Consider the following 15,207-nt stretch of genomic DNA (forward strand, 5'->3'; position numbering starts at 1 on the left):
AAAATAGTTGTTTTTTTATCCACCAATATAAGACATTTCAATTTTACGATTTTTATGACTTTCTTCTGTGCGGATTTCAGAGTATCTGTCATCTCGTTTTTCCCAAATTGATTTTATTGTTGTTGAAATGTGTTGATCTGTATCTCCAGTACGCAACATGTTCTTTAAGTCATATCCTTCTGATGCGAAAAGACAGGTGTATAGCTTTCCATCTGTAGATAGGCGTGCTCTCGTACAAGAAGTGCAGAAGGTTTCTGTAACCGATGAGATAAATCCGATCTCAGTATTTGTCCCTTTATATCGATATCGTTTTGCTACCTCTCCAATGAAATCCTGCTCTACGGGCTCCAACTGATAGTGTTCTTGGATCAAATCGAATAATTGCTTCTTTGAGATAACGTCTTTAAAATTCCATCCATTTGTACAACCTACATCCATATACTCTATAAATCGTAATGTAATATTTTTTTCTTTAAAAAAACGAACCATTGGTAATACTTCCGTATCATTTAAACCTTTCTTTACTACCATATTTACTTTAACTTCTAGCCCTGCTTCTCTAGCTGTAAAAATTCCGTTTAAAACTGTGCTAACGCCCACATTCATATTATTTATCTTCTTGAAAACTAGATCATCTAGAGAATCTAAGCTCACATTTACACGGCAAATTCCAGCTTCCTTTAGTGCTTTTGCATTTTTTGCCAAAAATACACCATTTGTTGTTAAAGTCACATATTTAATTCCTTCGATTTTTGAAAGACTTTTAACTAGTATTGGTAGATCTTTTCTTAAAAGAGGTTCCCCTCCTGTTAACCGAATCTTTTCTACACCTATTTTTGCAAATAATTTTGCTAATCGAACAATTTCCTCAAAGGATAGGATTTCATCTTTACACATAAAGGGATAGTCAACTCCAAATATCTCTTTAGGCATACAATAGCTACATCTAAAGTTACAACGGTCTGTTACAGATATTCTTAAATCACGTAATGGTCGATTGCGGGTATCGAGAATATTCGTCATTTTTTTTCGCACCCCTTTTTCTTTTGTACGTTTTTTAATTTATATTAGCATACAAAATTTTTTCACCGTATGATGTATGTCACTACCTTTTTGTATAAACTATTTTGTATTTATCAAATTCTTTATCCATAGAAGTTCTATGCTATTCAATCGCATGGTATTATAATATTAAATGTAATACTTAAAATACTTGTTTAAAGATGTGCATAAAAGTGTTCAACTATAACTGAAGCGGAGATACTTTGATGGAAAAAAATAATATTAGAAAAAGTGACCTTTCAATCGTTTCTGAAGATTTGGCTTCCTTATTAAAGTCAATCGGATCAACACGATCAGTAAACAAAGGTACCTTCTTATTTCAAGAAGGAGAAGATGCTAAAGAATTGTATCTAATTAAATCAGGAAAGATCCAAATAAGTAAGTTGACCCTATATGGTGATGAATTAAATCTTCGCATTTGTCAAAAAGATGACTTAATTGGAGAATTAACTCTTTTTTCAGAGAATGCAAATTATATGCTTAGTGCTTACGCATTAGAAGCAGTAGAAGTGCAGGTCATTCCTAAAGAAATTTTGGAGAAGAAACTAATAAACGATGCTCGACTGACATTTGAATTTATGAAATGGATTTCTACTCACCTTAGAAAAAATCAATCTAAGATTCGAGACTTAGTATTAAATGGGAAAAAAGGAGCACTTTACTCCACACTCATCCGTATATCGAATTCTTACGGAGAATTAATCGAAAACGGAATTCTTCTTAATATTCATCTTACTAATCAAGAATTAGCTAAGTTTTGTGCTGCTACTAGAGAAAGTGTTAATCGGATGCTAAGTGAATTAAAGAAAAGGAATGTTATTAGTTATTCTCCCGACGGAAAGATTATTATCGAAGACTTACAATTTCTGAAAGATGAAATTGGTTGTGATAACTGTCCAAAAGATATATGTAACATAGATTAGTTCTCATTCAAGTAATATGATTAAAAGATAAGTAACCTTAACTTAGGCTCTATATAGTTAAGGTTATTTATTTTTTTAATGATTATCTATAAATAGATTTGTCCATGTTAGCCCTGTCTTGTTTAATCTAAAAATCTAATTGATTTCACAACATCTGATCACGATTGATTGGGCTAGTTGTGTGAAAAGTCACAGTTTGACTACAATCGTTTTTATATAATGATGAAAATACTCAGTCTTGTAATATAGGGAGGGAAAAAAATTGCATAAACATGATTATTTACTTTATTTGAAAAGCCTCTGTTTTTTTCAAGATCTCAATCATAACCTCTTTAAAAAAATAGTTGATGCATCCAATCTTCACTATATTGAGACAAATGAAAATATAACTATTCACAATAAACAGAATTTGATTATCATTTTAACCGGTAAGGCAAATGTTCATATAAAAGAATCGAGTGGACTTCAATATAAAATTGGCTACTTAAATTCAAGGGATGTTTGCTTGCCTAGTATCTTTTTGCATACTCATGTAAACAATTCTATTATTCTTGAAGCGGCTCAGACTACGTCGTATATAGAAATCCCATTTTTATTTATAAAAAACTTATCTTGTAAAGAACCTGCTTTAAAACGTAATTTTTTGCGTTCTTTACATAAAAGCCTTCTAATTACTTACGAAGAAATTTTCAATTTGATGAGTAAGAATAAGTAATTCATCCTCCCTTTTTGTGTGATATAGTTCACAACGTAACTTTCGATTGATTGGTACTATTTAGTTAGTAAATTTTATTATTGATCCATCGAAAGGGGCATCATTATATGAAAAGTTCTAAAATCCAACTACCTCTTCAAACATCAAGTCTCATCGTAGGGTTCATGGTATGGGTACTCATTTCTTCACTCATGCCAAACATTCGCCAAGATATCGAATTAACAAATGGTCAGGTCTCCTTAGTAACTGCCATCCCTGTTATTTTAGGAAGCATCCTACGTATTCCAATCGGGTATTACACAAATAGGTTTGGAGCAAGACCCATTTTCACCATCTGTTTCCTTGCACTTTTATTTCCTGTATTTTTCATTAGTCATGCTGATTCACTTTCAGATTTAATTATTGGAGGATTGTTTATCGGTATAGGTGGTGCAGTCTTTTCAATCGGAGTAACTTCCCTTCCAAAATATTACCCTTCAAATAAACATGGTTTTGTGAATGGAATCTATGGTTCTGGAAATATCGGTACAGCTATTACTGCATTTTCTGCACCTGTTTTAGCTAAATCATTTGGTTGGGAGGCAACAGTCAGATTTTATTTAGTCTTATTAATTGCGTTTGCCTTATTCAATCTTCTGTTTGGTGATAAAAACGAGAAGAAAGTAAATGTTCCGATTGTAAAACAAGTAAAAGAAGTTTATCGTAATTCAACTTTATGGTCATTAAATTTATTCTATTTCATTACATTTGGTGCATTTGTTGCGTTTACAATCTATTTACCTAATTTCTTAGTGAATCATTTTAATTTAAGTCCTGTTGACGCTGGTATTCGAACAGCCGGATTTATTGCTTTAGCAACTATTTTTCGACCAATCGGTGGTTATCTTTCAGATAAATTCAATCCTTTCAATATATTATTGTTTGTCTTTGGTGGACTTACTTTCTCAGGAGTTCTATTATCTTTTTCTCCTACTATTAAACTATACACAATAGGAGTTTTATTAATAGCAGTTTGTGCAGGGATCGGAAACGGTACAATCTTTAAATTAGTGCCACTTTACTTTACAAAACAAGCCGGAATTGTAAATGGGTTGGTTGCTGCAATGGGTGGTTTAGGAGGCTTCTTCCCTCCATTAATCTTAACAACTGTTTTTAGCTTAACTGGTCATTATGCAATTGGATTTATGGCATTATCCGAATTTGCGCTTCTTAGTTTTGTGATTGTAGTATGGATGACTTTCCGTGAAAAATTAAAAACGGAACATAAAATATTAGAAAATACTGCCCAAGCAATGATGATAACAAATGAACAAGGAATCATCCAAAAAGTAAACCCATTCTTCACTAAAATAACGGGCTTTACGAAAGAAGAAGTCATTGGGAAAAAACCAAGTATCCTTCAATCTGGACATCACAATAAAGCATTCTATGCACAGCTTTGGAAACAGCTCAAAGATCAAGGTAACTGGCAAGGAGAAATTTGGAACAAGCGTAAAAACGGTGAAATTTATTTAGAATGGCTGACGATCACCCAAGTGTGTAACGATAATGGCAAAGTGATTTATTATATTGGTCAGTTTAGTGATATATCCAAAAGTAAGAGTAAAATAAACTAAAATCCCCATTTCAAATGTGGGTTGAATCACATCACGATCAGTCAATATTTTATATGATTAAGTTAGTAAATAACTCTATTTGGAGGAAAAACTATGTTTGAATGTCATCATATGATTGGAAATACTAATCAAGTAGAATTATGTGAAGCCTTACAGTTACTTAAGGATGAACATGCTTTATTAAATACTCAGAAGTTGTATTTATTTGAATGCTCAAATGCATTGATAAATGAAAGCTTGCTAGAAAATAAACTAAAAAAACTTGAAGAACTACGCTCGAAAGTCATGACATTTATAGCTACTTTAGATCCTCACTCACAAAAAGAAGAAGGTCATTTATTCGAATTAATGGCTAACCATATTGGAAAGGAAAATGGCCCTATTGCAGTAATGGAAATGGAACATGATCATGCAAAAAGTTTAATAAGCCAATTCCTCACTAAAACAGAGGACATAAGTAGTAACAGTAACATTGATGAAATTTGTAATCTAGTTATTGAAGCTTATCATGTATTAACTTCACATTTTATGAAAGAAGAACAGGTGCTGTTTCCTATGGCCCAAAACATCCTGTCTGAAAGTGAAAAAACTTATTTATTAGATTCTATAAAAGATTAAATCTATCGGTTTTATGCTGATGTTTTAATTAATGAACATAAGGTGTTCCTATTTACAAGGGACACCTTTTCTATCGTGTTGAAAATGTGTTTTTCTACTACGCCAATTTGTGGTTATTTTCCACTCCATCCATTTATCCAGTAAGGAACTGTCGTATTTTTAATGATTTACTTAAGCTGCCGTCAGTAACTAAATTTCAAATTTCTGCTCGTTTTACCTGTAATAAATGTCACAGTATCTTGCCTCATTACCTTTTATAATAATAGTGAATAAACCAAACAGGAGGTTAAATTCATCATGTTAACTGTTGAATTACATGCTATTAGCTCTGATCAATCGATAGAACAAATTCTTTATGAGCAAGGATTTAAAATCCAAGATGGAACGTATATATACACAAAGAGTAACATTAAATTAGAAGGTGTCTTAGATTCTCATAATAGGTCTCTAAAAATTAATATTCCCCCACAATTAAATCTGAAACAATATACAATTATACACCATTTTATTAAGAATCTTATTCTAGTTCTTACTGCTAAATATAATGATTCTCAAAGTTTATTAGGCTATTTATCTAATGGAGAAGGAGCTTATATTCTTACAAATTGGGAACATTGGGTTGCTTTTCTTCAAAAGGCGAAACTACGTAGTTTAGAAGGAAAAAAAGTACAAGTATTCGATGATTCAAATAAAGAAATTGCCTCTGGTCTGTTTATTAGCTACAAGATGGATGAGCAATCATCAAATATTACAGAATGCATATTGATTACCCATTTTGGTGAGAGATCCTTTAAGGGAAGCAATTTAGTAATTGAAGCAACAAATGAGTGGTAACTTAACATACTATCCTATTAAATATGTAAAAATCCCCCAGTTTTATTAAAAACAGGGGGATTTCTATTATTACTTCTAAAGCATGCGCTAATCAATTATCCTTGATTATTTTGGATATTCTTTCTTTCTCCATTTTAAGTAAGTAAAAAAGCAAACTATAGAAGAAAGAACGCCTATAATCGTATATAGCCTAACATGATCGTATTTTTCTCCATAAAAAGATTCAATCGTCCATTGAAGCATCACTACGTTAACAATTAAGGTTATAATAATGATTATCCAATATTTTTTATGCACCATGACGAACTTTCCTTCCTACTGCGTAAATAACACCATCAATTACTTCTAATTCAATCAATGGTAATTCACGCTGAGGTGGACCAGCTAGAGGCTGACCATTGTCCACACTAAAAAATCCTCGGTGACAAGGGCACAATAGCTTTGATTCCTCCTTATCATAAAAAACAGGACATTGTAAATGGGTGCATTTATTATTATAAGCTTTTAGATTGCCATCTTTTGTGTGTACTAGGATCGCAGGTTCGTTCGCTGTTGGATAGTTAAAGTTTATTGAACTATCTTTTGGTAAGTCTTGCAACTTTATAATCTTTTGTCTGTTTAAATCCTCTTTCTTCTTATTAAAGGCAATAGCTGAAAATGGAACAGTTGCTAAGCCAAGAGTAACTGAAGCACCTACAACGGATTTCAGAAATGTTCTTCTGTTTAATTTTAAATCTTCATTCCTGTTTAAATTATCGATTAAGTTAATCAAATCATCATTTGTTTCTTTTGTATTGCGTTTGCTTTTTTTATCTTGAGGCATAAGTAAGTCTCCTTTCGCCTTATCTAACTTTTTTACGAATATACACCAAAGAATTCTGGAACGTATTCCCACTTATTTCCTTCTTGTGGTTTTTTACCTTCAACGAGATTCATCTGAGTTCTTCTTCTACGCAGCTGTTGCATTTCATCAAAGTCAATAAAACGAATTGCATCACTAGGACATACAGAAGCACACATTGGTGCAATATCGTATTTTGAGCGGTCGTAGCACATGTCACATTTGTACATTTTATTTTCTTCAAAATCGAACTTAGGAATACCGAACGGACATCCAAACGTACAATTTCTACATCCTATACATTTCTCTTCCATTGCTGAAAGAACTACGCCTTCCTCTGTTATTTGAATGGCATTTGCAGGGCAAACTCTTGCACAGGCTGGATCTTTACATTGCATACAAAGCATCGGATAAGTTTGTCGACTTTCCATGAAATCAACATACTCTACATAGTTTCTTTCTTTTGCATCATGATCACCGCATTCTCGGCAAGCTGCTTGACATGAACGGCATCCAATACATCGCTCAAATTCTAAATACATGATTTTATTCATTTATCCCGACTCCATTCAAAAGTTATTTATATTTCTCAATTTTCAGTGAGCATACTTTAAATTCTGGCATTCTCGAAATCGGATCTAAACATGGATTTGTTAATTGATTGACCGCTAATTCTTTTCCCCAATGATATGGAACAAACACCGTATCTCTTCTCGTAGCTTTTGTTAATTTCGTTTTTACAACCATATGGGAGCGTGGTGTAATCAACTTTACTAGGTCGCCATTCTCCAATCCATATTGGCTTGCTAGTGCCGGATGCATCTCAGCAAATGGCTCTGGACATTGTTCCATAAGAAATTTGACTCTTCTTGTTTGAGCACCAGATAAATAATGAAACACTACCCTTCCTGTCGTTAAGAACAAAGGATATTCTGTCGTTGGAGTTTCACCTGCTTCTTTCCATTCAACACAAGGAAGATTAGCTTTACCGTCTGGCGTTCCAAACTGATCTATAAACATTGTTGGAGTTCCTGGATGGTCTTCTGAAGGACAAGGCCAAAACACCCCGTCTTCTTTATCAATTCGATCCCATGTTATTCCGTAGTAATCCGCTTTTCCACCTTTAGTTGCTATGCGAAACTCTTCAAAAACGTCTTCTGCATTTTTATATGGAAAATAGTTACCTTTGCCCATTCGTTCAGCAATTAAACTAACAATCTCCCAATCTGGCTTTGATTCCCCTAAAGGTTCGCGTACTTTTCGGATTCGGATCACTCGCCCTTCGAGGTTGGTTGTTGTTCCCTCATCCTCTGCCCAAGTTGTCGTTGGTAACACTACGTCTGCAAACTCTGCTGTTTCAGATAAGAAGAAATCACTGACAACTAAGAAATCAAGCTTCCTAAATCCGTTCCAAATATGTTCAAGATTCGGCGCAGAAACCGCAGGGTTACTGCAAATAACATGCATTCCACGAATAGTACCTTTTTGAATTTCATCGAACATTTCATAAGCAGAAACACCAGGCTTTGGCATTTCGCTTGGATCGATTCCCCATACTTTTGATACATACTTCACAGCTTCTGGATCTGTTAACTTCCTATAGCCTGGTAAAAGATCTGCTTTTTGTCCGTGCTCTCTTCCTCCCTGACCATTTCCCTGACCAGTAAAAGTAGCAACCCCGGAAGCAAATTTTCCTATTTGTCCCCTAAGCAGTGCCATCGCTGTATAAAGTGAAACATTATCTACACCTTTTGACTGTTGCTCAACACCTCTTGCAAACATAACAACTGATTTTTGTGAAAGTCCATAAATATGAGCAGCTTTTACGATTTTTCCGACTGATACCCCTGTTATGTTTGAAGTATATTCAGGTGTAAACTTTTCAACTGTTTTCTTTAGTTCTTCAAAATTATTACATCGTTCATTTACATATTCTTGATCTACATAGCCATTTTTAATGAGCAGATGAAGCATTCCGTTCGCCAATGCAGAGTCTGTTCCTGGCTTTAAATCCAAATGTACATCTGCAACACGAGCTGTTGGAGTCTCTCGCGGATCTGCCACAATGAGTTTAGCTCCCTTATCCTTTGCTCTCCACAACCATTGTATACTTGTTGGATGACACTCAGCAGTATTTGATCCAGCTATAAAGAAACAATCCGTATGTTCTAATTCAGGCCATGGAAGGGTTGAACCTCTGTCAGTTCCGAGTGTCTTAAGGAAGCCACCTGCAGCAGAGCTCATACAAAATCGACCATTGTAATCGATAAACCTTGTACCAAGACCAACCCTTGCATATTTACCAACTAAATAGCACTTTTCATTCGTCATAGATACCCCACCAAAAACAGATAAGGCATCTTTTCCACTTTCTTTTTGGATCCGTTTATAGTTCTCTTCGATAAGGTCTAGTGCTTCTTTCCAAGTAGCTTTAACAAATTCACCATTTTTCTTAATAAGTGGTGTAAGGATTCGTTCATCGTGCTCAACAGTTTGGTATGCCGTAACTCCTTTAGGACACATTTTCCCCCTAGTTACTGGCCAATCATATCTAGGCTCTACTCCAACTACCTTTTTTGTTTTCTCATTTACACGTATATGCATTCCACACTGCATTCCACAATAACAACAATGAGTAGTAATTAATTTTTCTCCTGGTTTGTGAAGGTTTTTAACACCTTCTTTGACGATGTATTGGCTCATTCTTCACGATCTCCTTTGTTATATTGATTAAGCTCTTTTTGTACTTCCTCTGGAAAACGATAATAGTCATCTGATCTTTTTTTGCTAAAACCAGACATTTGAATTCCATTTAATGTAGATATTGGATTACTGCTTTTAATATGTGGCTCTGGATTTAACTGTTTCATCACTCTAATTCTTCTTCGACATGGTAAACAATAATCTGAAAGATAACTTTTATCTTCAAGTTGTAAATCAAAGCTCTGGGCAGATAATATATCTTTTACATCGCTAATTTGATCATCAGAACTATAAGGCGTCCCACATTTTTTACATGGCCTCGTATCTACCCTCAGTTCTTGTTGATAGTTCATCGGAACTGCTGTTGCTAATGGACGAATTGGTAAATGAAATAACTTTCCGAATGGAAAATAAATAAGTAAAATAACGACGGTTACTTGGTGAATAAGTGTTAAGTAATGATGCATCCAACCATCTAACAGTACATACGAAACAGTTAATAGAAGTCCTGTCACTGTAACAGCTAGTAATAAATATAAAGGTAATAAATCAAATTCTGCTCGCTGTGTCACCTTCACATCTTGACTCATAATTCTTCTTACGATTGCCATGCTTACACCAATAAGAACCATACTTGCTGTAATGTTTAACCCGTTGTAAACCATTTCAGCGAATATACCATGTGCCGACATTGTAATCGTATCTACACCCATCACGACAATGGTATATGTATTTGGATCAACGAGCTCAAAATGCATCCAACCAAATGTCAAACCAAATGTGATTGCAAAAGAACCGATGCATCCCCAAGAGATTAGAAAATGTTGTACACCTCTGTAAATTCCCCTTTTGAAAATAAATTTCTGTAAGAAAATATTTTCAAATGCTGTTTTTGCGATCGATACTAGATTCCGTTTCTTTCTAGAATTTTGTTTTAAATTTTTCAAACTGCGCTTTATCACCTGATGTGTTGCCGGTCTGATCAGCCATGCTGACATTCTGATCGTTAAGCCTACAGCAAAAATAAGGGAAGAAATAAAATAACCCATTAATGCCATATCAAAGTGTAAAAACCGATCTGTTCCAATCCAAGTTGTAAAAAGTAGAAGCAAAATAATAAAAAATGAATACATACTTACTTTTGAGTAAAATGAGCGCTCAAGGGATTTTCTCATCTCATGTTCAACCTCCATGTGACTTTTTTAACATCGAAGTGCCTGATAAATTGATAAAATTGGGTACATGATGAAGTCTTCTTCTTTGTCATAATTGTACAGAAAGACTATTTCCAAGACTGTGAAGTACATCACACAATTGACCTTTAAAATTTAAAAATGAGGTGTGAACATGTTAAAAGGAAATGTAATTGCTATAACTAGTGGAAAAGGTGGAGTAGGAAAATCAACCGTATCAACAAATCTTGCAGTCGCCCTTGCAAGACAAGGAAAAAAAGTTGCTTTAATTGACTTAGATATTTATGGATTTAGCATTCCTAAAATGATGGAAATCGACATCAGGCCAAAAACTTTTAACGGAAAAATCATCCCTGTGGAGTCACACGGTGTAAAAATTATATCAATGGGTTTTTTCATCAAAAATAATGATCCTGTCGTTTGGAGAGGTCCTATGTTAGGTAAAATGGTTGAGCATTTCAGTAAAGATGTCATTTGGGGAGAATTAGACTATTGCATTTTAGACATGCCTCCAGGGACTGGTGATATTGCACTCGATATGCACCACTTTATTCCTGAGAGTAAAGAAATGATTGTTACCACCCCACATCAAACAGCATCAATTGTTGCCGAAAGAGCAGGAACGATGGCCCAAAAAGCAAATCATGAAATTCTTGGTGTAATTGAAAATATGTCTTACTTTCAACCTAAAGATTGTTCCGAAAAGTATTACATATTTGGAAAAGGAGGTGGCGATTTATTAGCCAATCGATTAGGAAGTGAAGTACTTGCCAAGCTTCCGATTGAAGAAGTGAAGGATGATTCACCTACTCCGTCCATATATAATGAGAATACTAGATTATTTCAACATTATAATGAGTTAGCTACTACCATTAATCTGAAATTTAACGCTTTACATGCTGTTATAGAAGATTAAACTAACCTACAAAAGCGACTTCCATTAGCAGAAGTCGCTTTTGTAGGTTGAGTACTTGAAAAAATATGCAGAATTTACATAAATAGAAAACTAGTTACTACTAAAAATATGACAGAATTGATAATCTCAACAATCCCTAATTGCATAATTGTAAGTTTTTTATTGTAAAGGGAAATTGCTCTGATTAAACTAGGCGCAAAAGGAAGAATCCAAAGCCAGGACTCTTTTAAAGTAAAAATAAATAATAGAGTAATAAAATGGTATCCCCACGAATACCAACGAAATCTCTTATTCTTTTTTTCTCGAATCATCGATTTTACAAAAAATGTGCTACCTAAAAAGTATAAAAATACAAATAGTGCTACACTCCAGCCTTCACTTGTAAGTACTCCCTTTCCTATATAATAACTAGCCAAACCACCTATACAAAAAACACCTATTGCAAGCATATCATTCGTAAAGGCTCGTTCGTTTTTTCTCTTAACAAAGTATATGTTAAATAGAAAGAATGGAAGCATGGCTAAGCCAAAGTAGATCAATTTCCATTCAGCAAACATCACGAGTGCTAAAAATACGAATGAAATGAAAAAATAACTGATCGCCCATTTAGTATAAAATGACACTTGTTTCCCTTTTATTACCATCATTAAAGGATAGGTTGCAAGATATAGAAAAAACCAACCTATAAACAAAGGGATATGAATTAAACGAAACGAACTAGCGACAACGCCAAGTATATAAGGAATTAAGAGCATTGCCCAAGCTCCGTGTTGGTTTGGAACTACTATTTTCACGTTATAACACCCACTTTCATCATTATTCTTCCATCATACTGATACAAATGGGCGTTTTCTGTGATATAGTTCACTAATCTTTCAATTATTGTCCTGTATCATAAAGTAAAAGCTAACATTTGGAGGAATATCTATGTTTGAGACTAATTTCGATCAGGATCCATTTATTGTGATATGGGAATTAACTAGAGCCTGTGAGCTCAATTGTCTTCATTGCAGAGCTGAAGCTCAGTACAAACGGCATCCTCTTGAACTTGACTTGGATGAAGGAAAAAAACTGATTAATGAAATTTATGAAATGAATAATCCATTACTTGTATTTACCGGTGGAGACCCACTCATGCGACCTGACGTTTATGATCTTGCTTCTTACGCGATTCAAAAAGGTGTGCGCGTTTCCATGACCCCTAGTGCTACACCGAATGTAACAAAAGAAGCCATTGAAAGAGCAAAAGAAGTGGGTCTTGCTCGTTGGGCATTTAGTTTAGATGGTCCAACTGCAAAAATCCATGATCACTTCCGAGGTACTTCAGGATCATTCGATTTAACAATGAATGCAATTAAATACATTCACGAGTTAGAACTTCCATTACAAATTAACACTGTGATCTCACGTTATAATATTGATTACTTAGAAGAAATGGCAGAGATGATTCAACAATTAAAATGTGTATTATGGAGTGTATTTTTCCTAGTTCCAACAGGAAGAGGCAAAGTAACTGACATGATTTCACCGGTAGAACACGAAAAAGTATTCCGTTGGCTAAATGAATTAAGCAAACGAGTACCTTTTGATATTAAAACAACTGCTGCACAGCACTATCGCCGAGTAGTCATCTCAGATAAAATAAGAAAAAATAAAGATACCAAAAAGAATATTCAATACCAAGATGCACTAAATGCTGGTAAAACAGGACAGTTCGAATTGGGTAGAGCACCTAGAGGCGTAAATGATGGAAATGGGTTCTTGTTTATTTCTCATATTGGTGACGTATTTCCTAGTGGTCTGCTTCCAATTAAAGCCGGCAATGTAAGAGAAAAATCGCTTTCGGACATCTACCGTTATTCTCCAATTTTCAAAGAATTAAGAAATCCTGATAATTATAAAGGAAAATGTGGAAAATGTGAATATCGCTATGTTTGCGGTGGATCTCGTTCTAGAGCTTATGCACTCACTGGTGATTACTTAGAAAGTGAGCCAGCATGTGTTTATATTCCTAAGGTTCAATCTTGAAAGGAGTATTCTAATGATAAAAAGAGATGATATTAAAAAGCATTTGCAAACAGTTCCGTTATTTAAAGAATTATCAGATGAAGAGTTAGAACCGATTATCTCAATTTCTTCTCCGAGAAAATATAACGCTCATTCCATCATTTTTATGCAAGACGAATTGTTAGACCGTGTATTTTTTATCCATACTGGTACAGTGAAAATTTATAAAACTGATGCAAATGGCAAAGAACAAATTGTATCAGTTCTAAAAGAAGGAGAAATGTTTCCCCATGCTGGTTTTTTCCGAAAAGGGACGTTTCCTGCAAATGCAGAAGTAATTGAAAATGCACAGCTAATCGTAACACCAATAAATGATTTTGAGAAAATTTTAATCAGTTACCCTGAACTATGTATAAAAATGTTTCGAGTATTGGGAGAAAAAATTGTTGATTTACAAAATCGCCTTGAAGAAAAAATACTACACAATACATACGAACAAGTGATTATGCTTTTAATACGATTAGCTAAATCAAATGGCGAGAAAATTGGAGACTCCTACAAAATCACAACCAAATTCACAAATACAGAACTAGCCAATATGATTGGTACTTCAAGGGAAACAGTAAGCAGAACTTTAACTCAGCTACGAAAAAAAGCTGCCATTTCACTTGATAGCAAAGATTTTTACATCGTTAATCTAAGTAAATTAGAAGAGGAAATCAATCATTAACTATGATCATTTAGTAAGTCATTTCAAGAAAAATAACTATTATTTACAAGTTAAAAAGCCCCTATAAAAACAGGGGCTTTTCTATTCATCCTTCGCAACTCCACCGACAGACCAGTTTTCCTTTTTTATTTCGTTTATTAGGATCCTTACTTGCGGGGGTCCAACATCTAATGTACGACAAACTACTTCATTAATTTCTCTCATTAATTGTTTTTTTAGTTCTGGACTTCTACCTTCAATCAATTGGATTTGAATGATTGGCATATGTACTACCTCGTTACTTGTAGTGACATTGTCTCGATTCCATCAAAACGTGCTTCTACAATATCGCCCTCTTTGACGTGGATTGCTTCTGTAATACCACCCGTTAAAATAATCATTCCTGGTTCAATTTGTTCACCGTTTTTACTTAGCATCTGCACTAGCTTTACGACAGATTCTACAGGATGATCTAGTACATCAGAACTGATACCACTTTGTACTTTAACTCCATTTTTATATAATTCAACGTTAATTTCGTCCCATGAAGTATATGTAGGTGAATATTGTTGCTTACCAATAATAAATTTTGATGAAGATGCATTATCTGCTACTACATCTGTCAGTGTAAATGAGAAATTTTTATATCGACTATCGATTACTTCTAATGCAGGTACAATATACTCCGTTGCTTCCCACACATCTTTTGCTGTTACATCATGTCCAAATAATGGCTTTTTAATCATAAATGCAATTTCTGGCTCAACTCTTGGATGGATTGAACCTTCCATCTTCAATTCATTTTTTTTTAATTCCATCGATTTTGTTAAGCGTCCATAAATCGGCTCATCAACATTAACAGATTTTTGTTTCGCAATACTTGTTAGTCCCATTTTCCAACCAATTAATGGATCACCATTTTTAATCGCATTATCAATGCTTAATTTTTGAATTTCATAAGCATTGTTTACGTTTAATTCAGGATGTTCGATCGTAATCTTATCCATTTCTAGACCGTTTTTTTGGTGCATATATATTTTATTCGCGATTTCAGTTATCATAAAACTCGT

General features: G+C 34.1%; 16 protein-coding genes. 8 read left to right on the plus strand and 8 right to left on the minus strand.

Annotation, left to right across the window (positions count from 1 at the left end; all coding sequences use genetic code 11):
* Nucleotides 1–15: 15 nt before the first annotated feature.
* A complete protein-coding gene (gene moaA, locus CN925_RS05735; protein ID WP_098845297.1) occupies nt 16–1,023 on the minus strand; it encodes a GTP 3',8-cyclase MoaA in 1,008 nt (335 codons plus the stop codon).
* Between the two features lie 245 nt (nt 1,024–1,268).
* On the opposite strand from moaA, the gene CN925_RS05740 reads away from it, so the two are divergent.
* The 5 genes from CN925_RS05740 (at nt 1,269) to CN925_RS05760 (ending at nt 5,768) form a co-directional block, all read left to right on the plus strand.
* A complete protein-coding gene (locus tag CN925_RS05740; RefSeq protein WP_098845298.1) occupies nt 1,269–1,985 on the plus strand; it encodes a Crp/Fnr family transcriptional regulator in 717 nt (238 codons plus the stop codon).
* A gap of 262 nt (nt 1,986–2,247) precedes the next feature.
* On the plus strand, nt 2,248–2,700 hold the full coding sequence (locus tag CN925_RS05745; RefSeq protein ID WP_098845299.1) for a cyclic nucleotide-binding domain-containing protein: 453 nt from the start codon (nt 2,248–2,250) through the stop codon (nt 2,698–2,700).
* Between the two features lie 107 nt (nt 2,701–2,807).
* Nucleotides 2,808–4,316 carry a nitrate/nitrite transporter gene (locus CN925_RS05750; protein ID WP_098845300.1) on the plus strand — a complete coding sequence of 503 codons (1,509 nt, stop codon included), beginning with the start codon at nt 2,808–2,810 and terminating at the stop codon, nt 4,314–4,316.
* Nucleotides 4,317–4,409: 93 nt separating this feature from the next.
* Nucleotides 4,410–4,934: a hemerythrin domain-containing protein gene (locus CN925_RS05755; protein WP_098845301.1), complete on the plus strand. Its 525-nt coding sequence runs from the start codon at nt 4,410–4,412 to the stop codon at nt 4,932–4,934.
* 297 nt (nt 4,935–5,231) lie between these two features.
* Complete coding sequence (locus CN925_RS05760; RefSeq protein ID WP_098845302.1) at nt 5,232–5,768, plus strand: hypothetical protein; 537 nt, start codon at nt 5,232–5,234, stop codon at nt 5,766–5,768.
* 289 nt (nt 5,769–6,057) lie between these two features.
* Here CN925_RS05760 and CN925_RS05770 read toward each other — a convergent pair whose 3' ends face one another.
* From CN925_RS05770 to CN925_RS05785, 4 genes are read right to left on the minus strand one after another with little or no spacing between them, the layout of a single operon-like run.
* Nucleotides 6,058–6,591 carry a Rieske 2Fe-2S domain-containing protein gene (locus CN925_RS05770; protein WP_098845304.1) on the minus strand — a complete coding sequence of 178 codons (534 nt, stop codon included), beginning with the start codon at nt 6,589–6,591 and terminating at the stop codon, nt 6,058–6,060.
* Between the two features lie 32 nt (nt 6,592–6,623).
* The gene (locus CN925_RS05775; RefSeq protein WP_098845305.1) at nt 6,624–7,163 is read right to left on the minus strand and encodes a 4Fe-4S dicluster domain-containing protein; all 540 of its coding nucleotides are present in this window, start codon (nt 7,161–7,163) and stop codon (nt 6,624–6,626) included.
* Between the two features lie 22 nt (nt 7,164–7,185).
* The gene (fdhF, locus tag CN925_RS05780; protein WP_098845306.1) at nt 7,186–9,312 is read right to left on the minus strand and encodes a formate dehydrogenase subunit alpha; all 2,127 of its coding nucleotides are present in this window, start codon (nt 9,310–9,312) and stop codon (nt 7,186–7,188) included.
* Nucleotides 9,309–10,487, minus strand: a complete 1,179-nt coding sequence (locus CN925_RS05785) for an MFS transporter (RefSeq protein ID WP_180232865.1) — start codon at nt 10,485–10,487, stop codon at nt 9,309–9,311. Before CN925_RS05785 ends, fdhF begins: the two co-directional genes overlap by 4 nt.
* Nucleotides 10,488–10,659: 172 nt before the next feature.
* On the opposite strand from CN925_RS05785, the gene CN925_RS05790 reads away from it, so the two are divergent.
* Nucleotides 10,660–11,421, plus strand: a complete 762-nt coding sequence (locus CN925_RS05790; protein ID WP_098845307.1) for an Mrp/NBP35 family ATP-binding protein — start codon at nt 10,660–10,662, stop codon at nt 11,419–11,421.
* Between the two features lie 74 nt (nt 11,422–11,495).
* Here CN925_RS05790 and CN925_RS05795 read toward each other — a convergent pair whose 3' ends face one another.
* The gene (locus CN925_RS05795) at nt 11,496–12,215 is read right to left on the minus strand and encodes a YwiC-like family protein (protein ID WP_098845308.1); all 720 of its coding nucleotides are present in this window, start codon (nt 12,213–12,215) and stop codon (nt 11,496–11,498) included.
* Between the two features lie 133 nt (nt 12,216–12,348).
* On the opposite strand from CN925_RS05795, the gene CN925_RS05800 reads away from it, so the two are divergent.
* Together CN925_RS05800 and CN925_RS05805 are read left to right on the plus strand one after the other, a co-directional pair.
* Nucleotides 12,349–13,449, plus strand: coding sequence for a TIGR04053 family radical SAM/SPASM domain-containing protein (locus CN925_RS05800; RefSeq protein WP_098845309.1), 1,101 nt, complete (start codon nt 12,349–12,351; stop codon nt 13,447–13,449).
* A 16-nt stretch (nt 13,450–13,465) separates the two neighbouring features.
* A complete protein-coding gene (locus tag CN925_RS05805; protein ID WP_098845412.1) occupies nt 13,466–14,158 on the plus strand; it encodes a Crp/Fnr family transcriptional regulator in 693 nt (230 codons plus the stop codon).
* 81 nt (nt 14,159–14,239) lie between these two features.
* Here the strand turns inward: CN925_RS05805 and CN925_RS05810 are convergent, their stop codons facing one another.
* Both CN925_RS05810 and CN925_RS05815 read right to left on the minus strand, forming a co-directional pair.
* Entirely contained in the window at nt 14,240–14,422 is a 183-nt protein-coding gene (locus CN925_RS05810) for a 2-hydroxymuconate tautomerase (protein WP_098845310.1), read from the minus strand.
* A 5-nt stretch (nt 14,423–14,427) separates the two neighbouring features.
* Nucleotides 14,428–15,198: a 2-keto-4-pentenoate hydratase gene (locus tag CN925_RS05815; protein WP_098845311.1), complete on the minus strand. Its 771-nt coding sequence runs from the start codon at nt 15,196–15,198 to the stop codon at nt 14,428–14,430.
* Between the last annotated feature and the right edge of the window lie 9 nt (nt 15,199–15,207).

This window comes from Bacillus sp. AFS055030, from assembly GCF_002574545.1.
Classification (GTDB): domain Bacteria; phylum Bacillota; class Bacilli; order Bacillales; family Bacillaceae_G; genus Gottfriedia.